Here is a 23995-nt window from a genome sequence, read left to right as displayed (position 1 = left end):
ATGAAATTGAAAAAAATAAGAAGCTTTTTAATATTTTTCCTACCTTTTGTTCTATTCTTTTTTTATTTTACAAGCCAAAGTGAGAAACATCACTTTTCTGCTCACTCAATTAATAAAGAGCATGGAAACGTCGAAATACCGAAAGGATTGGATATTCCTTCTTTACAGATTAAGGTTACACAAGACCAATCCAAAACATGGCTTCTAGAAGTTCAGACTGATAACTTTACTTTCGCTCCCAGAAAGGTAGGCTCGTACACTCGAAGTTATAATGAAGGGCACGCTCATTTGTTCATAAATGGCGAAAAAATAAACCGACTTTACGGAAGCTATTACAATTTAGGGGTACTGAGACAGGGAAAGCATACCATTAAAGTAACGCTTAACTCTAATACTCATGAATTTTTAATGTATGGCGGGAAAAGGATTGAAGACAGCTTAGTTGTGAAGGTTGGTTCATAGAAAGAAAGAGTGGCGATCATTGAAAATCACCACTCTCTCATTAAATAACAGATCTCAACTGCCCAAACTCATGAATTATATAATCCGCTATCTCATTCTCTTCGTTGTCTGTCGTAAAATAACAAGCACTGATACCAGCATTCTTCCCTGCCAGCAAATCCAAATCTCTATCTCCAATCATTAGTGCTTCCGCTTCATCCATTTTAAACTTCTGCATGAGATAACGGATTGCTTCTGGACTCGGTTTTCTTTCAAAGTCATTTTGTGACGTTATAAAATCAGAAAAATAGTCATATAATCCATACATTTTCAGTAATTCAATCGATGATTCACCTCGATGTGTGTACAAATAATTCCTTCTATTTGTTGTATGTATATATTTACATATCTCTTCGATTCCCTCAAACGGTTTAGATAATTCTAGTTCCACACCTTTTCTTTGAGACTTATACGTGTTTACGAAATCCTCATCAATCTGATACTTTTTTTCATAATAGTTTATTGCAGATGACATAGACACCTTCATCTGTTTCACAATGTCCACTATGGGCTCGTCAATCCCTCGCTCCTCTAATAATTCCTTAAATGTTTTCGCCATCACTGGATAGGTATCGAAAAGAGTTCCATCGAAATCCCATATAATATGCTTGTACATGGTTTATCCCCCATTTTTAATCTTTTAAACCCCTTATCCTATATTATCACTTCTAACAAGAAAGCGTTAATCCAAGGTGGATTAACGCTTTGTGTTATAATCCACTGCCATTCGTAGCTATGACTTGTTTATACCAATCAAACGATTTCTTCTTCGTTCTTTTCAAAGATCCATTGCGATAGTCATCTTGATCGACGTATATGAACCCATAACGCTTTGACATTTCCGAAGTACCGGCAGAGATTAAGTCAATACACCCCCAGCTCGTAAAACCAATGAGGTCTACTCCTTCGTTAATAGCTTCTCCCATTTGTTCGATGTGTGCTCGCAAGTAATCAATCCGGTAATCATCCTGAATATAGCCATCTTCATCTACCTTATCATGAGCACCTAATCCATTCTCCACGATAAATAGAGGTACTTAGTAACGATCACACATGTTCTTCAAGGTCACACGTAGGCCTTTTGGATCGATTTGCCAACCCCAGTCAGGCGCTTCTAAATAAGGGTTTTTGACACCAGTAACGAAGTTCCCCTGCTCTTTTTGTTTATCTGGATTATCGCTTGCAACCTTTCAAAGGGAGAAGCGCCAGACTCCATGGCTACACTATTTCTCATATTAGTAAAATGTTTAAAACCGATTCTTTTACAGAAGCGATTAATGGTGGAAGGGGCTACATTACAAGCTTCCGCTGCCATTTCTAATGAATATCCTTCGATTTTATGAGTATGCTCTAGCAAGCTAGTTGCGATTGAATAATTGATATCTTTTTCCAATGAATTATTTATGTATGCTAATAGTGTATCAGTCAATTGCTCCACGTTTTCCACCTCAAGTGAATTTTACCATAGGTTAAATCGTTTTCTATAATCGGTAACTATTTTATTCAATTCCACATATTGCCCGGGAAAGCGCACAATTCGAGTATTATTTCGGAAAACAAACAAAAAACGCAGAGTATCTAGTCTAGTACGAGACATGGATTAGGGAGGTCGATGTCAAGGTTACGAATAGGATACTACCTGCGTTTTTTGTAGCAAATAATGCTTTTTTCTAGCTATTACATTTATAACATGGGAAAAATATCATTGTCATACGTCTCAGGTTGGAGAAGACGTACAGTTATTGGCTGATTTTCCCCAATTCATTTCTCCATGTGATCATTTTCTCATGGTCCGCTTCTGTTAAGGAAGAACTCTTCACTAGCTCTGTCATAAGCTGATCATAATTTGTGATCGTCTGCATTTTTAAATTGCTTTCCTCAAAGGCATTATTTGCTTTTTCAAGACCGTATGTAAAGATGGCCAAAACCCCGATGACCACTGCCCCTTCCTTTTGTAATCCTATAGCCGCATCAATAGACGACCCGCCGGTAGAAATAAGATCCTCTATTACGATTACTTTTTGCCCTTCTTTTATTACGCCCTCAATACGATTGCCTTTCCCGTGTTTTTTAGCACTAGAGCGAACGTACACCATAGGGAGATTTAGCTTTTGTGCAACCCAAGCGGCATGAGGAATTCCTGCCGTTGCACAGCCGGCGATAACATCTGGCTTTTCATCAAGCTTCTCTATCATTTCCACAAAGGCATCTGCAATGCGATTTCGAATGTCTGGATAAGACATCGTCATCCGGTTATCACAATAAATCGGAGATTGGATACCTGATGTCCATGTAAATGGATCGTTCGGGCGGATTTGAATCGCTCCAATATCAAAAAGGCCTTTCGCAATTTCTACTTTAATAGACATGAGTACACTCCTTTACTGCTTTATGGTAGGCTTCGTAAGGATTTTCTGCTCTCGTCACACTTCTTCCAATGACAAGATAGTCTGAGCCCTTTTCAATAGCCATTCTAGGGGTTGCTACACGATCCTGATCGTCATGACTACTGTCAGCTAATCTTATTCCCGGAGTAACCGTTAAAAACTCTGTACCACAAAGTTCCTTAAGCATAGGTACTTCAAGTGCAGAACATACTACACCATCTCCACCTGCTTTTTTGGTTAGCTGAGCAAAATGGGCGACCGCCTCGTTTACGGAAAAAGGGACATTTAATTCCTGTTGTAGCGTTTGTTCTCTCATCGACGTTAGCACCGTCACCCCTATAAGTTTTGGAGCTTGTCCAGATGACGCTCCTTCTACTAACCCTTCTTTCGCTGCTTTTATCATATCGAACCCACCAAGTGCATGGGCATTCACAATATCGATGCCTAAGCTTGATAGATTCCGCATTGCTCTTTGAACAGTTGTAGGGATGTCATGTAATTTCAAATCTAGAAAAATTGCGTGATTATCTTGTTTTAATCGTTCAATAATGGCTGGTCCTTCTCGGTAAAAAAGCTCCATCCCGACTTTGACCGGAACCCCTTTTAAATCGTTGTCTAATAAAAACTGCTCTGTTTCCTTCCAGGTTGGAAAATCAAGTGCGAGAAATATATTCGTATCCACGTTCATGCCCCTTTCCAATTGCTTGATCTACAGACTCAAAACCGAATTCATGTAACACATCTGGCAATGCTTCAATAATTTTCGGGCAAACAAATGGATCTAAAAAGTTCGCTGTCCCGACCGCCACCGCATTTGCACCAGCTAATAAAAACTCAAGTACATCCTCTGCCGAAGTGATTCCTCCCATCCCAATGATTGGAATAGTGACTTGTTGTCGAACCTCATAAATCATGCGAACAGCTATTGGTTTGATTGCTGGTCCAGACAATCCCCCGGTTTTATTTGCAAGAAGTGGTTTTTTACTTGGGAGGTGAATGGTCATTCCAGTCAACGTATTGATCATGGATAGACCGTCGGCACCTGCCGCTTCCACTGCCTTTGCAATCTCGGCAATGTCACTCACATTCGGACTAAGCTTAACGAATAAAGGAACATCACCGCATACTTCTTTCACACTCTCTGTCACATTTGACGCCAAAACTGGGTCTGTTCCGAACTGGACGCCCCCCTCCTTTACATTTGGACAAGAAATATTAAGTTCTAAAGCTTGAACAGCCTTAGTTTTCGCAAGCCGACTAGCCACATATACATATTCCTCCACTGTACTCCCAGCAACATTTGCTATAATCGGAGTTTCATAGCTTTGCAAGAAAGGTAATTCCTGCTCCACAATCGCTTCAACACCCGGATTTTGTAATCCAATCGCATTCAACATGCCAGATGCGGTTTCCGCAACACGCGGGGTTTGATTTCCATATCTAGCATCTTTAGTAGCTGCCTTAATTATAATTGCCCCAAGCTGATTTAAATCGTAATACTGACCATATTCTTTACCAAAACCAAAACAACCAGATGCAGGCATAACTGGATTCTTAAGCGTTAATCCTGCTATAGACGTAGATAATTCAATCATAGTACCACCTCTCCAGCTGGAAATACAGGGCCATCCTTACATATCTTTCGAAAGCCTTTTCCATCCTTTGCAGGGACTACACAGGCATAACATGCACCGATTCCGCAGCCCATTCTCTCTTCAATCGAAATGTAACCAGGCTGTCCTATTAGTTTAGTAGAGACCGCGCGTAGCATGCCTAAAGGACCACAGGAAAAGAAGTAATCAAATGGTATCTGCTCGGAATCGATTACCGTATTCACATTCCCATGCCATCCATAGCTTCCGTCATCCGTAACGATGTGACAGGCTCCTAGATTCTTAAACTCCTCTTCATAAAAGACATTTTCTTTCGATTGAAAACCTAAAATAGAAGTTACTTGAACTCCTTTTTTTCGTAATTCCTTAGCTAGGTAATAAAGTGGCGGTACTCCAATTCCCCCTCCAATTAATAAAGCGCGTCTTAACTCTAGACCTTGAACCGGGTAACTGGTACCACAGCCTAATAGGACGTCTAATGATGAACCAATCGACACGTTCTGGAGTTCCTCTGTCCCTTGTCCAATAACTTTAAAAATAACCGTAATCGTTTGTTCCTGACCATCCACGTTTGCAATGGAAATCGGGCGTCGAAGCATATGGGAAAACCCTGTGCCAATTCGAATGTGAACAAATTGACCAGGCTCAACAAAGGAGATGGTACTCCCTTGTAACACCATCTCCACTGTATCCTTTGCAATTGTTCTTTTTTGGACAACTGTCATCATTTGGTTAATCATAAGGTGACAACAGCCTTTCTTTCCGCTACTGGTCTTGCTTGAAAAGTAGTGGAATCAATGACATTCAATATCGCTTCTGCTGTATCTAAGCTCGTCAAGCATGCAATACCATGCTCTACGGCTTCTCGACGAATTCGGAAGCCGTCTGAACGTGCTTGTTGTCCAGAGGTTATCGTATTAATAACAAATTGAACCTCTCCATTCTCAATAATGGATAGAACATTTTTATGCTCAGAACCAATCTTATCCACGACTTGAACAGGTACTCCATGTTCCCCAACATATTGTCCTGTACCCTGCGTAGCATAAACCGTAAAACCTAGTTGGTGAAAACGCTCGGCAATTGCAAGTACTTCTTCTTTATCTTTATCCGCCACCGTTAAAAGTACAGATCCTTCATGTGGGATAGAAAGTCCTGAAGCTAATAGTCCTTTATAAAGTGCTTTTTCCAAGGTCATATCGTGTCCAATCGCTTCGCCAGTTGATTTCATTTCTGGTCCTAATATAGCATCCACACTGCGTAATTTTTCAAAGGAGAACACTGGCACCTTAACAGATACCTGCTCTTTTTCCGGAAGTAATCCGTCCACATAGCCCATACTTTGAAGAGATTCTCCAATGATGCAGCGTGTCGCTAAGTTGGCCATTGTTACTCCTGTAATTTTGCTTAAAAACGGAATTGTACGACTTGCTCTTGGATTCACTTCCAGAACAAAAACGTCGTCTTGTTTTACGACAAATTGAATATTGATTAAACCCTTAACTTGAAGACGCTTCGATATGCTTAAAGTAGCATCGACTAGCTTTTGTTTTGCTTCTGGAGATATTCGTTGCGTTGGATACACCGCAATGGAATCTCCAGAATGTACACCTGCACGCTCGATATGTTCCATAATCCCCGGGATAATTGTTACATCCCCATCACTTACTGCATCCACTTCGACTTCAATACCAGTTAAGTATTTATCGATTAATACAGGGTGAGAATGCTTAATCTTATTCGACTTTTTCAAATAAGCATGGAGCTCTTCATCGCTATAAATGATTTCCATTTGGCTACCACCGATAACGTAAGACGGTCGAACCAATACAGGATATCCAATTTCCTCAGCTGCTTGTAAAGCTTGATCCAATTGGCGAACACTTTTCCCTTTTGGCTGTGGGATTGCCAATTCACCTAGCAATTTTTCAAACTTATCTCGGTCTTCTGCCATATCAATGGCTTCTAAGGATGTACCAAGAATCTTGACGCCTCTTCTTTCTAAGCCCTCCGCTAAGTTAATCGCAGTTTGTCCGCCGAACTGCACGATTACTCCCTCTGGACTCTCTAGGTTGATTACATGCATTACATCTTCTAATGTTAATGGTTCAAAATAGAGTTTATCGGAAACACTGAAATCAGTAGAAACGGTTTCGGGATTACTATTCATAATAATTGCTTCGTATCCTGCTTCTTTCAATGCTAAGACAGAATGAACAGTCGCATAGTCAAATTCAATCCCCTGCCCGATACGGATTGGACCTGATCCAATAACCAGTACTTTCTTTCTATCAGAGGGAATGGATTCATTTTCTTCCTCATAGCTACTGTAGAAATATGGAGTTTCGGATTCAAATTCAGCTGCACACGTATCTACCATTTTGTACACAGGTACAATACCTTGTTCGATTCTCATGTGATAGACTGCATCTACAGACTTATTCCAAAGTCTTGCTACTTGCGTGTCCGAAAAACCGATCTGTTTAGCTTCTCTTAAACGATTCGCATCCCCCGGATGTTCCCCAAGCTCTTTTTCCATACCAATTATATTATTGAATTTATTTAAGAAGAAACGGTCTATTTTAGTAAGCTGAAAAATGTCTTCTACGGAGAACTCTCTTCTTAGTGCTTCTGCTAAAATAAACAGTCGTTCATCATCTGGCTTTATCAGTCGCTCTGTCAGCTCTTCATTCGGTACGCTCGTCAAATATGGTAAAAATAAGTCTTCCGCTCCAATGTCTAGGGAACGCACACCTTTTAAGAAGGACTCCTCGAAGTTTCGACCGATAGACATGATCTCTCCGGTCGCTTTCATTTGGGTTCCTAAAGTACGGTTACCCGTCGTAAATTTATCGAATGGGAAACGAGGTAATTTGGTGACCACATAATCTAATGCTGGCTCAAAGCAAGCATACGTTTTCCCTGTTATCGGGTTAGTAATTTCATCCAATGTTAAGCCAACGGCAATCTTAGCAGCCATTTTCGCAATCGGATAACCCGTTGCTTTAGAAGCTAATGCGGACGAACGGCTTACCCGTGGATTTACTTCGATAATGTAATATTGAAAGCTTTCAGGGTCCAGAGCTAGCTGAACATTACATCCCCCTTCAATTTTTAATGCTCGAATAATTTTTAACGATGCATTGCGCAGCATTTGGTATTCACGATCACTTAATGTTTGAGATGGAGCGACAACCATGGAATCCCCGGTATGAATCCCAACTGGATCTATGTTCTCCATATTACAAACAACGATCGCTTGGTCATTCATATCTCGCATTACTTCATACTCTACTTCTTTGAAGCCAGCAATGTTTTTTTCTATTAGACATTGATTTACCGGGGATAGAGCCAACCCATTTCTAGTAATTTCTTTCAGCTCATCCAAGCTATAGCACATGCCTCCACCTGTTCCCCCTAACGTATAGGCAGGACGTACAATTAACGGAAATCCAATTTCATCTGCAAAATCTAAGGCACCTTGAACGGTTGTAACAATTTGACTATCAGGCACCGGCTCCTTTAATTCTTTCATTAAAGCACGAAACTTCTCTCTATCCTCTGCTTGTTGAATCGCAGTTAGAGAGGTTCCTAACAGTTCAATTCCATAGTCTTCTAGAATACCAGTTTGTTCTAATTGAACCGCCATATTTAAACCAGTTTGCCCTCCAAGTGTAGGAAGAATCGCATCAGGTTGCTCTTTCCGGATGATTTTTGTTAAAAAATCCACTGTGAGTGGTTCCATATACACGGTGTCCGCAATGGTATCGTCCGTCATAATCGTTGCAGGGTTAGAGTTGGCTAGAATAACTGTAAAGCCTTCTTCCTTTAATGCTTGACATGCTTGTGTTCCTGAGTAATCAAACTCTGCCGCTTGCCCAATGACGATTGGACCAGATCCGATAACGAGAATTTTATTTATATCAGTACGCTTTGGCATTCTTTTTCCCCCTTCACTTGCTGCTTGCTCGTTTCGATAAGGTCTAAGAATTGGTCGAACAAGTAATTCGTATCATCCGGACCTGGTGAGCTTTCTGGATGATATTGAACCGAGAACGCAGGATACGCTTTATGCTGTATTCCTTCTACCGTTTCGTCGTTTAACGCAATTTGGGTAAGCATAAGCTCCGTCTTTTCTAACGATTCTTTCGTAACGGCATACCCATGATTTTGCGAGGTAATAAATGTTTTGTTTAACATTACATCTTTCACGGGATGATTGGAGCCTCGGTGACCGAATTTTAATTTCGTCGTATCTGCTCCTCCTGCAAGTGCTAACAGCTGATGGCCTAAACAAATTCCAAAGATCGGAATGCGGTTTATAATACTACGGATCATGTCAATAGCTTCTGGTACATCCTTTGGGTCTCCTGGACCATTGGAAAGGACAACCCCATCTGGCTTTAATCGTTCAATTTGCTCTGCTGTATAATGATATGGCACTACGGTTACATGACAGTTGCGCTTGGTTAATTCGCGAAGGATTCCGTGCTTCATTCCGAAGTCCATAAGTACGACGCGATAACTTCTTCCTGGTACGACGTAAGGCTTTACGGTCGAAACCGTTTTAACTTGATTTCGAACAATAGGAGTAGTGTCGAAAAGCTTTTTCACTTCTTCCCACGTTTTATTACCATCTGTAAACATTCCGCGCATCGTACCGTGTTTTCGAATAATCTTTGTTAGCTTCCTAGTATCTATCCCCGAAATAGCAGGAATATCGTTTGCCTTTAGAAAGCTATCTATATTTTCTTCTCCACGAAAATTGGAAGCAATGTCACACGCTTCTTTTACAATCAATCCAAAAACCGATGGATTCACAGTCTCAAAATCATCTCGATTAATACCGTAGTTTCCAATTAACGGATAAGTAAGGGTAACAATCTGTGCGCAGTAGGATGGATCAGATAAAATCTCTTGATATCCAGTCATTCCAGTATTAAAGACAATTTCTCCTATTACTTCTTTATCACTTCCAAATGCTTCTCCTGTGAAAATTGTTCCGTCTTCAAGTACGAGCTGTCGTTTTTTCATGTGAAGCCTCCTCATATACAATGTTTCCTTCAAAAATCGTGAGTATCGGTCTACCAACTACATCCCAACCATGGAATGGTGTATTTTTTCCTTTGGACAAAAAGCTCTGTTTATCAATGGAATATTTTTTATCTAAATTAAGAAGAACGATATCTGCCACTTCTCCTTGCTCCATTCTTCCATAAGATAAACCGAAAACTTCAGCAGGCTTAATCGTCATCCAATCGATTAATTGTGGCAACGTAACTTGTTCTGTTAACACTAGGTGCGTATAAAGCAAGGAAAAAGCTGTTTCCAATCCAACAATTCCAAACGGTGCTTTCCGCAAACCTTGGGCCTTTTCTTCCTCAGTATGAGGGGCATGATCGGTTGCGATAAAATCAATCGTTCCATCAAGCAATCCATCTAGTAATGCTTTGCGATCCTCCTCTGAACGAAGTGGTGGATTCATTTTAAAATTCCCATCGTCTGCATGAATGGCTTTTTCGGTCAATAATAAGTGGTGTGGGGTAACTTCAGCCGTTACACGAATACCTGCTTTTTTTGCATCTCGTATAACTCGTACAGATTCTTTCGTACTCACATGGCAGACGTGATAATGACAATTGGTCGCTTCAGCTAGAAGTACGTCTCTTGCAATATGTACAGATTCACACACCGAAGGAATTCCTGGCACATCTAGTAACTCACTCGTATTTCCTTCGTGAATTACTCCACCATGAATTAACGTATTTTCTTCACAATGTGCAACAATTGGCATTTCCAACGCAGCTGCTTGTTTCATTGCTTGCAGCATTTGATCTGCAGATTGTACACCGACACCGTCATCCGTAAAAGCAAATGCACCGTGCGCTTTCAACCCTCCCATATCTACCAGCTGCTTACCGAGCTGGCGTTCTGTAATAGAGGCATATGGAAGGACTCGAACTTTTGCATCTTGCTTAATTCGTTCCATTAGTTCAGTTAAATGATCCACTGTATCAGGAACTGGGCGAGTATTCGGCATCGGACAAACCGTTGTATAACCACCTCTAGCCGCAGCATCCGTACCAGTACAGATTGTCTCTTTCTCCTCACCACCTGGTTCACGGAGGTGAACATGGACATCAATGAATCCTGGTGATAGTAGATGACCATTACAATCAATTATTTGTTCCGCTTTTCCGTCAATCGAAGGTCCTATTTCCTGTATGATTCCATCAGAAATATACACTTCACAAGGCTGTAGCTCATTGTGGTTGAAGCGCTTCGCGTTCACTAGCTTGATACTCATTATGAATCCCCCAATCCTCTAATAAATTGCTCATTACAGCCATACGTGCATATACACCATTCGTCATTTGCTTAAAAATTCGCGAACGTTCACACTCCACTAAGCAATCATCAATTTCAACCCCTCTATTTACTGGCGCAGGATGCAAAATAATGGCGTGTGGCTTCATTCTTTTTTCTCTTTCAACTGTTAACCCATAATTCAACAAATACTCCGTTTGCTCGAAAGACTGTCTTTGGTCATGACGCTCATGCTGTATTCGAAGCAGCATTACGACGTCACAGGTCTCTACCACCTCATCGATATCCAAATATGGAAAATCTAATGTTTGATCTTGCCACTCTGGTTTACTAGAAAAATAGACTTTTGCACCTAATGTAGATAAAGCATAGGCATTTGACCTTGCCACACGGCTATGCTTCACATCTCCAACAATGGCAACTTTTAAGCCATGAAAGCGACGAAACTCTTGATAAATCGTGACAAGATCTAATAAGGACTGTGTTGGATGTTCTCCTGTACCGTCCCCTGCATTAATGACCGGGATGCTCATCTTACTTGCTACTTGTTGAACAACATGGTCTTCTGGGTGACGTATAACGAGTAAAGACGCTCCAATAGCCTCCAAGGTCTTCGCTGTATCGTAAACTGTTTCTCCTTTTTGTACGCTAGATACCTCAGGTTGAAAGTCTAGTGGCTTTAGTCCTAAACGTTGTTCCGCTATGGTAAAGCTCATCTTTGTTCTCGTACTCGGTTCAAAGAAAAGGTTTGCTACAAAAACCGGCGTCGTTGGATGTACCATTTCTTTCCTACCTAGCATCATATCCTCTGTTCGTTTGACTAATTGTTGAATCTCATACTCCGATACATCCTTCATCGAAAGAAAATGCTTCATGTCGCTCCTCCTTTTAAAAATAAGCAATAAAAAAACCTCTTTGCGTAAAGTCGCAAAGAGGTAAACCTGCACAAAAAAAAGTACACGTCTCCATTACAACCTTACAAGCCTCTCAGGACTCATTTAAAGGTATTCGTATTTTACTTTTCATAAATGCTAACCTGATCATGACTATCGGTTTCACCTAACTCCACCACAATCACTTCTTCTTGTGAAGTAGGAATGTTTTTCCCGATAAAATCTGCACGAATCGGTAATTCTCGATGTCCACGATCAACTAAAACCGCTAGCTGGATTTGGGATGGCCTTCCTTGGTCAACGATTGCGTCCATTGCGGCACGCACCGTTCTTCCTGTAAACAACACATCATCCACTAGAATCAACGTTTTACCAAGTATAGGCTCATCAATTCTAGTATCATTTATCGTAGGTTCTGCTTGTTGATCGACTGGCGATAAGTCATCACGATATAACGTAATGTCAAGCTCTCCAATCGGAACCTTAACACCTTCAATTTGTTCAATCTTTTCTTGAAGCCGCTTAGCTAAAGGAATTCCTCTTGTCTTAATCCCAACAAGAACTAACCCTTCTACCCCTTTGTTTCGTTCCAAAATCTCATGCGCAATTCGGGTTAGTGCTCTTCTAATTGCTGCATCATCTAGAACCGTTGCTTTTTTTTTCACTGTGCTCACCCTTCATCCATTGAAACTGCTTGAGATTTTCCACACATCCACAAAGAAAAAACCTTTTCCGCTAGGGAAAAGGTTTGAGGACATAATTATGCCGTTCGCATGTTCACCTTTTCAGCCTCACGGGACTGTCTTAAAGGAAAATCTCTTTTGTTATTGTTGATTATTCCAGACAATGGACGTTCTGTCAACTCATCTTCTCTAATAAATTTAATTGTTCGATGAAATCGTTCGGTGGATCCACCTGAAACTCAACCCATTTGTTCGTTATAGGATGCTCAAACCCTAATACTTCTGCATGTAAGGCTTGTCCATCCATATCCAATGTCTTTCTTGGTCCGTATTTCGGATCTCCTGCTAAAGGATGTCCGATATATTTCATATGCACACGAATTTGGTGAGTACGTCCTGTTTCTAACACACACTTAATATGGGTGAAATTTTCAAACCGTTTGATCACTTCAAAATGAGTAACGGCATGCCTACCATCATCCACGACTGCCATTTTTTGACGATCATTCGGGTCCCTTCCAAGCGGTGCATCAATAGTACCGTAGTCATGCCCGATTTCTCCATGTACAATAGCTTGATAAGACCTTTTCACCGTTTTCGCTTTCAATTGATCTACTAAGGAAACGTGTGCTTTATCATTTTTAGCCACCATTAAAAGACCGCTTGTATCTTTATCAATGCGATGAACAATTCCTGGTCGAATTACACCGTTAATACCAGACAAATCTTTACAATGATACAGAAGTGCGTTCACAAGTGTTCCTGTTCCATGGCCTGCTGCAGGGTGGACGACCATCCCTTTTGGTTTATTTACAACCAATACGTCACTATCCTCATACAAAATGTCTAATGGAATGTTCTCAGGCTCTAGTTCCAATGGTTCTGCATCCGGAATTTCCCATGTGATTTCATCACCCGATTGACACTTATAATTGCTTTTTACTTTTTCCCCATTTACAAAAACAAGCTCATCTTTAATCCAAGTCTGAACTTGTGAGCGAGAGGCTTCTTCATTCCTTTTAGCTAATACTTTATCAATTCGATCCCCTCGTTCATCAGGACCTACCGTATGACGATGATGTTCAGGCATTATTTTGTTCTTCCTTTCTGTCGTTCGTCGATGAAGGTTACAATTAATAAAACGATGACACCTACTACTAACGAAGAATCCGCTACATTGAATATTGGGTAATCGTAGCTACCAATATAAACATCCACAAAATCTACTACTTCTTTTCGGAACAGTCTATCTATAAAGTTCCCGATTGCTCCCCCCAATATAAGTGCTAAAGAGATACCAGCTAATTTGCTTTCTTTTCCATATTTATGCATGTAATAAATCACAACAGCAATCACGACAATCGTGACGACATAAAAAAAGCCCATTTTCCCTTCAAGTATTCCCCATGCTGCCCCTGTATTTCGATGTGATGTTATGTAAAGAAAGGGCTCCAAGACTGGAATCGATTCCCCTATGTCCATTGTTTGTATGATTCTCCACTTCGTCCATTGATCGAATCCGATAATAACTAGAGCTAATATGTAATAGTAAATCAATTTCATTCCCCATTTCTCTCTTCGTGTAACTCTATCTGATTTTAACATAGATTTTTCTAAGATAGAAAAAATCATTCATAATCGAAAAAACAACCGCCCGAAGGCAGTTGTTTTTATAACTTATTCCGCTACGTGAGCATAATGTTCTTTGACAATGGATGCACAACGGTCACATAACTCAGGATGTTCTGAATCAGTGCCGACTGTGTCTGATGCAACCCAGCATCGTTCGCAACGCTCTCCGTCATGCTTCTCAACTAAAACTGAAACATGTTCATACTCATTAGCACCACTTGCTTCATTGGTAATTACTGCTTCAGATACGATAAATAACTGATGAATATCCACTACATTCTCAAGCAATTGTTTCATTTGCTCTGATTTTGGTACGATTGTAATCTTAGCTTCTAACGACTTACCAATTGTTTTAGCAGTACGTGCTTCTTCCAGTGCTTTTAAGACATCGTCACGCACTTCCATGAACAAGTCCCATTTTGCTTTTAGCTCATCTTGACCTTCTACTTCAACAGCTTCTGGCATATCCGTCAATTGAACACTTTCATCTTCCACTCCTGGGATGTAAGCCCACACCTCTTCAGCGGTGTGTGTAAGAATTGGTGATAGCATTTTAACTAATGCTGTAACGATATCATAGTACACCGTTTGAATACTTCTTCTTCTTGGGCTATTTTCCGCTTCGATATAAATAATATCTTTCGCAAAATCTAAGTAGAAGGAGCTCAGATCGATTGAACAGAAGTTGTGAATATTTGAATAGATCGTAGAAAATTCATAATGGTCATACGCATGACGAACTTTCTTAATCAAATCTTGTAGCTTCACAAGCATATATTTATCTACTTCTTGCAAGTCTTTTTCTGCTACACGGTGCTTGCTAGGATCAAATCCGTGTAAATTTCCAAGCATAAAGCGGAACGTATTACGGATTTTACGGTATCCTTCTGATGTTTGTTTAATTATTTCGTCTGAAATACGAACATCGGCTTGATAATCTACAGATGCAACCCATAAACGAAGAATGTCCGCACCGTATTGCTTCATAATTTTAGAAGGTACTACTGTATTTCCGATTGATTTACTCATCTTACGACCTTGCCCGTCTAACGTAAACCCGTGACTAATGATCGTTTTATACGGAGCTTTACCTGTTACAGCAACCGCTGTTGATAAAGAAGAGTTAAACCAACCACGATATTGATCGGAACCTTCTAAATAAACATCTGCAGGTCTTTGTAATTCAGGTCGTCCTTCTAATACCCCTTGATGAGAGGAACCAGAATCGAACCAAACATCCATGATATCTGTTTCTTTGGTGAACTGGCCATTCGGACTATGCTCGGACGTAAACCCTTCTGGTAAAAGCTCTTTTGCATCCCATTCGAACCAGATGTTAGACCCATGCTCTGCAAATAGATCAGAAACGTGATTAATTGTTTCCTCTGTAATGATTGGTGTACGGTCTTCTGCGTAAAATACCGGAATTGGAACACCCCACGTACGTTGGCGAGAAATACACCAATCCTCACGATCTCGCACCATATTGAAGAGTCTAGTTTCTCCCCAACCTGGGTACCATTGTACTTGTTTAATTTCTTCTAAAATTTCATCTCGAAAATCTTTTATCGAAGCAAACCATTGATTCGTTGCTCTGAAAATAGTAGGTTTCTTCGTTCTCCAATCATGTGGATACGAGTGTGTAATAAATTCTAGTTTTAATAATGCTCCAACTTCTTCTAGCTTTTGCGTGATTTCTTTATTGGCTTTATCGTAGAACAACCCTTCAAAACCAGGCGCTTCTTCCGTGAAATTCCCTTTTTCGTCTACTGGACATAGAACTTCTAATCCGTACTTCTTCCCAACTAAAAAGTCATCTTCCCCGTGTCCAGGAGCAGTATGGACAAGTCCTGTACCACTTTCTGTTGTAACATGTTCCCCTAATACGATTAAAGAATCCCGATCATAGAACGGGTGCTGTGCAACTAGATTTTCTGCTTGTTGTCCTTTAAAAGTTTGAACAACTTCTGTGTTTTCCCACTCAAGTTTTGTTGTGACTTCCTCTAACATATCATTCGCCACAATAAACTTGTCGTTGTTTACTTTTACGACCGCGTATTCTAGATTCGGATGTAAGCTAATTGCTAGGTTAGCTGGTATTGTCCAAGGCGTAGTCGTCCAGATGATGAACTTTTCGTCTCCTTTTAACAAGGCTTTTCCGTCCTTAACCTGGAATGCTACGTAAATCGATGCAGACCGTTTGTCTTGATATTCAATTTCTGCTTCTGCTAATGCAGATTCAGAAGAAGGAGACCAATAAACTGGCTTTAACCCTTTATATATATACCCTTTACGTGCCATTTCTCCAAACACTTTGATTTGTGCTGCTTCATAGTCTTTCGTTAACGTGATATAAGGATTTTCCCAGTCTCCACGTACGCCTAATTGTTTAAACTGAGTACGTTGACGATCTACTTGTTCTAAGGCATATTCTGCACATTTTTGACGGAATTCAGCTACTGTCATTTTCTTACGGTCGATTTTTTTCTTTGCTAATGCAGATTCAATCGGTAATCCATGTGTATCCCAACCTGGTACATACGGAGCATGAAAGCCTGCCATTGATTTATAACGAACGATGAAATCCTTTAACACTTTGTTCATCGCATGCCCCATGTGAATATCTCCATTAGCATACGGAGGTCCATCATGTAAAACAAAAAGCGGACGTCCTTCTGTACGTTTTTGCACCTTCTCGTACATATTCATTTGATCCCATTCTTCTTGCATTTTTGGCTCTTTATTTGGCAAGTTACCTCGCATAGGAAATTCTGTTTGAGGCATTAATAATGTTTGTTTATAATCCATCTTCGTGTTCCTCCTTTTTTATTGCGGAAAGACCTTACTTTCGAACAAAAATAAAAGAGCCCCTCTAATCCCAAAAGGGACGAGAAGGACTCGCGGTACCACCCTTATAGATTATGAAATTTTACTCATACTTCATAATCCTCTTAGCTATTCGTAACGGGAATGAACCGTCCATCTCTACTCAGGTATCTTTTCGAATGGATACTTAAGGGTGATGTTCTAAAAGTGTTTGGATCAGGCTTCCACCATCCCTGAATCGCTTTTACCAGTGAAGCACTTTTATACTGTCCCTGTCATTGTATGTCTCATCATTTACATGAAATCTTGGTCTTTTGTTAATGAATTATATGTAATATTACGATTAACGTCAAGCCCGAACAAGAAAACTTACTCCTCTCGACCTTGTCCATCTCCAAGATCTACATCAAATAGCCCATCCCAATCTCCATTTTCGATCAGATCAAGCTGCGCTTCTACCAACATTTTCAAACGTGTACGAAATACCTTTGCTTGTTTCTTTAGCTCTTCTACTTCAATCGAAATCTTTCTCGATTTATGCAAGGCTTCGTTTATAATTCGGTCCGCATTTTTCTCCGCTTCTTTAATAATAAGCTTCGATTCTTTGGCTGCATTTCCTTTTACTTCTTCTGCGGTTTCCTGTGCAATAAGAATTGATTTATTTAATGTTTCTTCAATATTTGTAAAATGACCTAATTTCTCATTTAGGTAATCTACCTTTTCTTTAAGCTCTTTCTTTTCACGAATTAATAATTCGTAGTCCTTAATCACTTGATCGAGGAACTCATTTACTTCATCCTCGTCATATCCTCTAAAACCTCTTGTAAATTCCTTATTATGAATATCTAATGGCGTTAATGGCACGAAAGACGACCTCCCTTAAAATAGCTATTGTCCAATATCCATAAAAATCGTAATGATATCTATCTTAAAATTCGACAGAAACCAAGATAATCCTGCAAAATATAAAAATTAATTCAATTTTTCAATCGTTACTTTATATTTCTCTTTTTTTGTAAGTCCTTGAATACTCTTTAATCTACTTCTTCCTTTTCCTCTAACGGATATCATATCCTCTTGCTGGATTGCAAATGACGGGTCTTCCACTGTACGAAAATTAACTTTCACTAATCCTTTTTGGATATATCCATTTGCTTGCTGACGAGACATACGATAGGTTTCTTTCAGGACAACATCTAATCGCAAGGAAGAAATAGTGCTTTCTTGCGGAACCCATTGTGAATCGTTCGGGAGCTTATTATCTAGAGAAACCTCTTTAAATTGCACTTTCGCCTTTTTAATTTCTGTTAAATTAGTTAGGACATACGGAGAAATATCAGAACTCACTACTATTTGAACCGTTCCATCTTTGACAGTAAGATCACCAAGTTTTTTACGTTGAATACCGAGCGATAAAAAAGCCCCCAACACATCTCTGTGTTCTAGCGTAACAAACTTTTCGGGATAGCTTGCCTCTAAAAGCACAATCTCAAAATGATCAGAAGTAATCTCTTCATAAAATGGAGCAAGGATCGCTTTTTTCCGTTCTGCGGACGGGTCTCCACCAAACACATCATGCTTGAATTCTGAATCCTTCCCAATAAGAGAGGAAAAAATCATTTGTTCTCTAGGATCTAAAAAATCACTAAGTTTTACAATATGATTTCTACTCACGTCTTCCTTCCAAGAGAGGACTTGATCAATAAATGGTTGTTCTTCTTTTCGAAAATGTTGGTATAAATCCATAATGAACCTCCCTCTCTTAACAAGAAAAAAGCCTGGCTAAGACCAAGCTTTTACTCTCCCAATACCTAAAGCATGCTAAATAAAACCGTTAATCCATTTATTGCAAATCTTAGTACAAGAATAGCCACAATTGGAGAGATATCGATCATACCAAGTGGTGGAATAATCTTCCGAAATGGTTCTAAATATGGTTCGCAAATTCGACCCAAGAACTCCCCGAAAGAAGATTCTCTTGCTCCTGGGAACCAGGATAAAAGAATATACGCAATCAACGCAAACGTGTAAAATTGGATTGCGTAATATAATAGTGTAAACAACAAATCCATTACCTATCACCCTTTAGTTAGACAGCTCAGTACTCTTCCTCTTCAAGCATGTCCGAGATTGAACCTGAAACATCAACGTTATCAGGTGTACAAAGAAACGTATTATCTCCAAGCTTTTGGATTTGACCAGATACGGCATACACCGTCCCGCTTAAAAAGTCTACAATACGTTTTGCTTGTGCATAATCGACACGTTGTAAATTAATTACAACTGCGCGACGATTCACAATTTGATCCGCAATTTCCTGCGCTTCACTGTATGAACGCGGTTCGCAGAGCACCACCTTTGATGTACTACTCTGTACGCTTTTTAAGCTTACCACATTTCGATTTTTCCGGGAAAGTGTTTCAGGAATATCAATGTCCGCTGCTTCTTCTTCTACATATTCAAATTCATCTTCGTAATCTGTAAAGAACGTCTTTATTTTATTCTTTAAACTCATCTTCTCCACCCCATATTAATTTGATCCAACTAATTTTGTCCCAATACGAATATGAGTCGCACCTTCCTCGATAGCAATTTGATAGTCATTACTCATTCCCATTGATAAGTAGGAACATGGTGCATAGTCTAATTGCTTTTTGTTGATGTCATCTCTTAATGCTCGTAATGTTGAAAATGTCTGACGTAAAATGGATTCATCGTCGACATGTGGCGCCATTGTCATCAGACCAACCACTCTGACATTTGTGTAAGGTGCTAGTTTTTCTATGAAGCTATGTACGTCATCTGGATGAAGACCATGCTTTGACTCTTCTCCACTCGTATTGACTTGCACAAAACAATCGATTGATTTCGTAGCACGTTTATGAATTTCTTTCGCAAGGGACATTCGATCTAAAGAATGGATCATATCTACTTTGTCGATGAGGTCCTTTACTTTTCTCGACTGAAGAGATCCAATAAAATGCCAATGTACTTTTCCAGTTACATGTTGGTATTTGTCTATAAGTCCTTCTAGGCGATTTTCCCCTAAATGACAAATTCCCTTGTCGACTGCTTCTTGTGCTCGTTCTATTGTAACATATTTTGTCACACCAATAACGGTAATTTCGTCATGATTTCTGCCGACTTTTTCGCAAGATTGTCTAACATTGTTTAATATCGTAGATAAATTGGCTTCCAGTGACAAGGACATACCTCTCCTTCCCTTTATTTATATCCGATAAAACCAAGCATTCTACCAGTTTTCCCTTCATTTCGTCGATGTGAAAAAAATAAATCTTCTTCGTCATACGTGCAGTAGTTTGTAGTGTATATGTTTGCTTTTAGTATTCCTTGTTTTACGAGAAATTCCTTATTTAAGGATTGTAAATCTAACAAATAATGGATCTCATTTTGTTGCTGTACCGCACTTTGATGGTATTCTTTTGGAATATGTTGAATCACATTATCATCCACTTGATAATTCGCCTTACCAATGCATGGACCAATTGCAACCTTCAATGTTTCACGATTAGCACCTTGATTCAGCAAGGCTTGCACCATTTTAGCTGCCATTCCATCTACCGTTCCTCGCCATCCTGCATGGGCAATTCCAACCCAACCGGTGTTGGGATCAAAGAAAAATAGTGGTACACAATCTGCAAAAAAAGCCGCACAAATAGTCTTTTTCGATTTCGTTATAAGACCGTCACAAGCAGGAATAGCACTTTCTAATGCGGTACTTCCTTTCCCACGATCCTTCTCGGAAACAATATAAATATTCGTTGAATGAACTTGCTCCGCAAACACCCAGTTATCTAGTGGAATCCCTATATAGTCTGCTAGTCTATGTCGGTTTTTAACTACCGTTTCCGGATAGTCTCGGACATGCAACCCCAAGTTCAAAGAACGATAGGGCTCTGTGCTATAGCCACCAACTCGTGTAGAAATTCCAGCTATAAGATTTTCATCCCACTCCTCCCAATCGGCCAGGGAAACAAAGGAGGGATGGTTAAGTTGAAAAGGTTCTGTCATGCGGTCTCGCCTCCTACATGCCACTTATTTTATCATATATCGACTATTTTTGTAGGATTAGTCCTCTAAATGAGTGGCATTCAATTGTGGATTCCCATTTTTACGAATGAGTATGACATCTTTCCCAATGGTCAAAATATGATCCCAAGGAATTTTTATTTCTTCATCTTTTCCGAATAACCCCATCACTTTCCCTTTTAATCCTACAATGAGATGTGTGATTCGGCCACGTTCTCCGTCGATTTCTAAGTCTGTAATATTACCAAGTCTTCTTCCTTCTTCCACAACAATGATATCCTTTATTTGCAGTTCAGATAGAGTAACCATTTTATCCCCACCTTTTATTTCCTATATAGACATACTATGCAAGAGGCTGTCTGATTATCTTGAAAGTGGACTTTTTCATTTGGTTACCAGGCAAATTTTTGATACAGGAACAAAAGATAAAAAGAAAAGCTGACTTTATGAGTCGTGCTACGACTTTAAGTCAGCTTACTGCTTACCTTATTCAAACATTTCTTTATTCATTTCTTGTATTGCTGCTTTTTCTAACCGAGATACCTGTGCCTGAGAAATTCCGATTTCTTCCGCAACCTCCATTTGTGTCTTCCCTTGGAAAAATCGCTTATTTAAGATCATTTTTTCACGCTCATTTAAACGGTGCATACCTTCTTTTAATGATAGCTTATCCAACCAGTCAGAATCTTTATCTTTATCATCACTAAGTTGATCCATAACGTAGATTGGATCACCACCATCATTATAGATAGGTTCAAAAAGGGATACAGGATCTTGAATAGCATCCATTGCAAACACGATATCAGAATGTGGAACACCCATTTCCTCTGCAATTTCCATAGGAGTTGGGTCTTTAGATGTCTTACTTATAAGTTTTTCCCTAACTTGCAGTGCTTTATATGCTGTATCTCGTAAAGATCTTGATACACGAATCGGGTTATTGTCACGCAAATATCTGCGAATTTCACCAATAATCATTGGAACTGCATAGGTGGAGAACTTTACATTTTGTCCTAAATCAAAATTATCGATAGATTTCATTAAGCCGATACATCCAACTTGGAATAGATCATCTCCGTACTCCCCGCGGTTATTAAAACGTTGAATAACACTTAGAACGAGCCGCAAATTTCCATTTACTAACTGCTCTCTTGCGGAATAATCCCCTTCTTGCATTTGTTTAAATAGTTTTCTCATTTCATCGTTTTTAAGAACGGGCAACTTTGATGTGTCTACTCCGCAAATCTCTACTTTATGTCTTGTCATGATTTACCCTCCCTGTGGAGATATGTTATTCAGTGAACAGTATCTCCCCAGAGAGGAATTTTTATGCAAAACAGCCCTTGAGTTCTAATGAAATCAAGGGCTGTATCGTTGTTATATGAAGGCTTAGACCATTTTATTAAATTCTTTTTGAAGACGACTAATGATTTTCTTTTCCAGACGGGAAATATAAGATTGGGAAATACCTAACATGTCCGCCACGTCTTTCTGTGTTTTTTCTTCTTCTCCTATTAGTCCGAAACGAAGCTCCATAATCTGTTTTTCCCGATCATTCAGTTGTTCTAAAGCTGTCTTTAACAGCCCTTTATCGACACTTACTTCTAAGTCCTTCGTTGTCACATCTTCTTCTGTGCCAAGAACATCGGAAAGTAAGAGTTCATTCCCATCCCAATCAATATTTAACGGTTCATCAAAAGAAATCTCTGATTTCAGCTTATTATTTCTTCTTAAATACATTAAGATCTCATTTTCAATACACCGAGAAGCATACGTTGCTAATTTAATTTTCTTTTCAGGATTAAATGTGTTGACTGCCTTAATTAACCCTATGGTGCCTATGCTAATCAAGTCTTCAATGTTTATACCTGTGTTCTCAAATTTTCGTGCAATATACACAACTAAGCGAAGGTTTCGCTCAATTAACATTGATCTTGCTGCTTTATCTCCTTTCGGAAGACGTTTTAATAATTCTTGCTCTTCTTCCTTCGATAAAGGAGGTGGTAAAGCTTCACTTCCACCAATATAGTAAATTTCATCTGTTTTTAACCCAAGTTTGATTAAAAGTTTGTACCACCAAAGTCGAATGGTCAACTTCCATTTCATCATCTGTTCCCCTCTCCTTTATCTCTTTGTAATTAAGCGGAAGTGGCTACTGAATGTTTAAACAGTTGCGGATGTAAAAGACAATGATAGCTTCCATCTGCTGATAATTCTCCAAATTGAACACCAATAAGAATCTTATTGGTAGAAATTTGCGTTTCACCAAATTTCACTTGAAGTTGGTCTGGCTTAATGACAATCATAAATGTTCGATTCCCATCTACCCCTTGATAAGGGACAATTTGAATGAATGTTTCCCATTTACTTGGAATAGCATCAAATGAGAGATTTTCTTGAGCCTCCTCTAATTCATGAAGCTCTGAACTGGAAAACCAATGACTCATAAAAGATTGATCGCATATTACCACAGGCTTTCTAGAAAATGGATCAACTAGTTGATTCCCGCTATCCACATAACCACTCGTTGTGAAACTTTGATTTCTAATTTCCAACGTCACTTCATATACTTGATCAAGACGAAACTTTTCCCATGCGTGCTTGTCCATTCTGGATTTCGTAAAGCTCCAAACAATGGGAAATCCGATGCCTACAAATAGCCAGCTAACTTGATCTCCATACCCTGATTGAAAGGTTAAAATACTACTGCTTGTTGCTTGAAACTGATTACCTAAAAGAAAATGTAATCCGATGAGCCCGCCACCAAGAGCAAACGAAACAAAATAAAAAAACAACAATTGTTTCACATATTGTCGATAGTTTCCAAACCCGAATGCACACCAAACGATAAGCAGTGAATACATGACTTTCCCAATTGGGGATATCACGATAGTGTCAGGATAAAAGACGGAAATAGGAACGAGCAGTGATGCTATAAACGCACCAAAAAAAATTCGGAAACGTTTTGTAGGAAGACGAGTGATAGATACAGTTAACAGTAAAATCATCCAATCTAACAAAATATTTAATAGCCAGACTGCGTCTAAATAGATTGTCACGTCTTTCTTCCTTTCCGATGTACC

At 39.5% G+C, this 23995-nt stretch carries 25 protein-coding genes, 1 pseudogene and 1 other annotated feature; of the genes and pseudogenes, 1 reads left to right on the top strand and 25 read right to left on the bottom strand.

Features of this window, described 5'->3' with window-relative positions:
* Positions 1–6 precede the first annotated feature (6 nt).
* Positions 7–462 (top strand): hypothetical protein, encoded by a 456-nt coding sequence (locus FN924_RS08040; RefSeq protein WP_143893389.1) that lies wholly within the window; start codon positions 7–9, stop codon positions 460–462.
* Positions 463–502: 40 nt separating this feature from the next.
* Here FN924_RS08040 and FN924_RS08035 read toward each other — a convergent pair whose 3' ends face one another.
* The 25 genes and pseudogenes from FN924_RS08035 to spoIIGA form a co-directional block, all read right to left on the bottom strand.
* On the bottom strand, positions 503–1117 hold the full coding sequence (locus tag FN924_RS08035; RefSeq protein ID WP_143893387.1) for an HAD-IA family hydrolase: 615 nt from the start codon (positions 1115–1117) through the stop codon (positions 503–505).
* 94 nt (positions 1118–1211) lie between these two features.
* Positions 1212–1652 (bottom strand): annotated as a pseudogene (locus tag FN924_RS08030) (family 1 glycosylhydrolase); the annotation flags it as partial.
* Positions 1616–1939 (bottom strand): MurR/RpiR family transcriptional regulator, encoded by a 324-nt coding sequence (locus tag FN924_RS08025; RefSeq protein ID WP_158633971.1) that lies wholly within the window; start codon positions 1937–1939, stop codon positions 1616–1618. The pseudogene FN924_RS08030 and the gene FN924_RS08025, both read right to left, overlap by 37 nt.
* 301 nt (positions 1940–2240) lie before the next feature.
* Positions 2241–2870: an orotate phosphoribosyltransferase gene (gene pyrE, locus FN924_RS08020; protein ID WP_143893382.1), complete on the bottom strand. Its 630-nt coding sequence runs from the start codon at positions 2868–2870 to the stop codon at positions 2241–2243.
* Positions 2860–3570 carry an orotidine-5'-phosphate decarboxylase gene (gene pyrF, locus FN924_RS08015; protein WP_143893380.1) on the bottom strand — a complete coding sequence of 237 codons (711 nt, stop codon included), beginning with the start codon at positions 3568–3570 and terminating at the stop codon, positions 2860–2862. Before pyrF ends, pyrE begins: the two co-directional genes overlap by 11 nt.
* Positions 3542–4480 (bottom strand): dihydroorotate dehydrogenase, encoded by a 939-nt coding sequence (locus tag FN924_RS08010; protein ID WP_323368653.1) that lies wholly within the window; start codon positions 4478–4480, stop codon positions 3542–3544. Before FN924_RS08010 ends, pyrF begins: the two co-directional genes overlap by 29 nt.
* Positions 4480–5241: a dihydroorotate dehydrogenase electron transfer subunit gene (locus FN924_RS08005; RefSeq protein ID WP_143893376.1), complete on the bottom strand. Its 762-nt coding sequence runs from the start codon at positions 5239–5241 to the stop codon at positions 4480–4482. The genes FN924_RS08010 and FN924_RS08005 overlap by 1 nt, the downstream gene beginning before the upstream one ends.
* Complete coding sequence (gene carB, locus FN924_RS08000) at positions 5238–8441, bottom strand: carbamoyl-phosphate synthase large subunit (protein WP_143893374.1); 3204 nt, start codon at positions 8439–8441, stop codon at positions 5238–5240. Before carB ends, FN924_RS08005 begins: the two co-directional genes overlap by 4 nt.
* Positions 8420–9535 carry a carbamoyl phosphate synthase small subunit gene (locus FN924_RS07995; RefSeq protein ID WP_143893372.1) on the bottom strand — a complete coding sequence of 372 codons (1116 nt, stop codon included), beginning with the start codon at positions 9533–9535 and terminating at the stop codon, positions 8420–8422. Before FN924_RS07995 ends, carB begins: the two co-directional genes overlap by 22 nt.
* Positions 9510–10808 carry a dihydroorotase gene (locus FN924_RS07990; protein ID WP_194709704.1) on the bottom strand — a complete coding sequence of 433 codons (1299 nt, stop codon included), beginning with the start codon at positions 10806–10808 and terminating at the stop codon, positions 9510–9512. The genes FN924_RS07995 and FN924_RS07990 overlap by 26 nt, the downstream gene beginning before the upstream one ends.
* Positions 10765–11703 (bottom strand): aspartate carbamoyltransferase catalytic subunit, encoded by a 939-nt coding sequence (locus FN924_RS07985; RefSeq protein WP_143893368.1) that lies wholly within the window; start codon positions 11701–11703, stop codon positions 10765–10767. The genes FN924_RS07990 and FN924_RS07985 overlap by 44 nt, the downstream gene beginning before the upstream one ends.
* Before the next feature lie 140 nt (positions 11704–11843).
* Positions 11844–12386 carry a bifunctional pyr operon transcriptional regulator/uracil phosphoribosyltransferase PyrR gene (pyrR, locus tag FN924_RS07980; protein ID WP_143893366.1) on the bottom strand — a complete coding sequence of 181 codons (543 nt, stop codon included), beginning with the start codon at positions 12384–12386 and terminating at the stop codon, positions 11844–11846.
* 193 nt (positions 12387–12579) lie between these two features.
* Entirely contained in the window at positions 12580–13494 is a 915-nt protein-coding gene (locus tag FN924_RS07975; protein ID WP_143893364.1) for an RluA family pseudouridine synthase, read from the bottom strand.
* Positions 13494–13961 carry a signal peptidase II gene (gene lspA / locus FN924_RS07970; protein ID WP_323368652.1) on the bottom strand — a complete coding sequence of 156 codons (468 nt, stop codon included), beginning with the start codon at positions 13959–13961 and terminating at the stop codon, positions 13494–13496. The genes FN924_RS07975 and lspA overlap by 1 nt, the downstream gene beginning before the upstream one ends.
* Positions 13962–14081: 120 nt before the next feature.
* A complete protein-coding gene (gene ileS / locus FN924_RS07965; RefSeq protein ID WP_143893362.1) occupies positions 14082–16844 on the bottom strand; it encodes an isoleucine--tRNA ligase in 2763 nt (920 codons plus the stop codon).
* Between the two features lie 72 nt (positions 16845–16916).
* Positions 16917–17150: a binding site (T-box leader), on the bottom strand.
* 81 nt (positions 17151–17231) lie between these two features.
* Positions 17232–17726, bottom strand: a complete 495-nt coding sequence (locus FN924_RS07960; protein WP_143893360.1) for a DivIVA domain-containing protein — start codon at positions 17724–17726, stop codon at positions 17232–17234.
* Positions 17727–17834: 108 nt separating this feature from the next.
* Positions 17835–18608 (bottom strand): YlmH family RNA-binding protein, encoded by a 774-nt coding sequence (locus FN924_RS07955; RefSeq protein ID WP_143893358.1) that lies wholly within the window; start codon positions 18606–18608, stop codon positions 17835–17837.
* A 65-nt stretch (positions 18609–18673) separates the two neighbouring features.
* Positions 18674–18934 (bottom strand): YggT family protein, encoded by a 261-nt coding sequence (locus FN924_RS07950; protein ID WP_143893356.1) that lies wholly within the window; start codon positions 18932–18934, stop codon positions 18674–18676.
* 26 nt (positions 18935–18960) lie between these two features.
* On the bottom strand, positions 18961–19377 hold the full coding sequence (locus FN924_RS07945) for a cell division protein SepF (RefSeq protein WP_143893354.1): 417 nt from the start codon (positions 19375–19377) through the stop codon (positions 18961–18963).
* Between the two features lie 15 nt (positions 19378–19392).
* Positions 19393–20067: a YggS family pyridoxal phosphate-dependent enzyme gene (locus tag FN924_RS07940; protein ID WP_194709703.1), complete on the bottom strand. Its 675-nt coding sequence runs from the start codon at positions 20065–20067 to the stop codon at positions 19393–19395.
* 20 nt (positions 20068–20087) lie between these two features.
* Complete coding sequence (gene pgeF / locus FN924_RS07935) at positions 20088–20894, bottom strand: peptidoglycan editing factor PgeF (protein WP_143893350.1); 807 nt, start codon at positions 20892–20894, stop codon at positions 20088–20090.
* 57 nt (positions 20895–20951) lie between these two features.
* Positions 20952–21221, bottom strand: coding sequence for a YlmC/YmxH family sporulation protein (locus FN924_RS07930; RefSeq protein WP_143893348.1), 270 nt, complete (start codon positions 21219–21221; stop codon positions 20952–20954).
* A gap of 177 nt (positions 21222–21398) precedes the next feature.
* Positions 21399–22178 (bottom strand): RNA polymerase sporulation sigma factor SigG, encoded by a 780-nt coding sequence (gene sigG / locus FN924_RS07925; RefSeq protein WP_143893346.1) that lies wholly within the window; start codon positions 22176–22178, stop codon positions 21399–21401.
* Positions 22179–22301: 123 nt separating this feature from the next.
* A complete protein-coding gene (gene sigE / locus FN924_RS07920; RefSeq protein WP_143893344.1) occupies positions 22302–23021 on the bottom strand; it encodes an RNA polymerase sporulation sigma factor SigE in 720 nt (239 codons plus the stop codon).
* Between the two features lie 29 nt (positions 23022–23050).
* A complete protein-coding gene (gene spoIIGA / locus FN924_RS07915; protein WP_143893342.1) occupies positions 23051–23971 on the bottom strand; it encodes a sigma-E processing peptidase SpoIIGA in 921 nt (306 codons plus the stop codon).
* Between the last annotated feature and the right edge of the window lie 24 nt (positions 23972–23995).

This window comes from Radiobacillus deserti, assembly GCF_007301515.1.
GTDB classification, from domain to species: domain Bacteria; phylum Bacillota; class Bacilli; order Bacillales; family Amphibacillaceae; genus Radiobacillus; species Radiobacillus deserti.
This window is presented reverse-complemented; position numbering and strand designations above follow the sequence as displayed.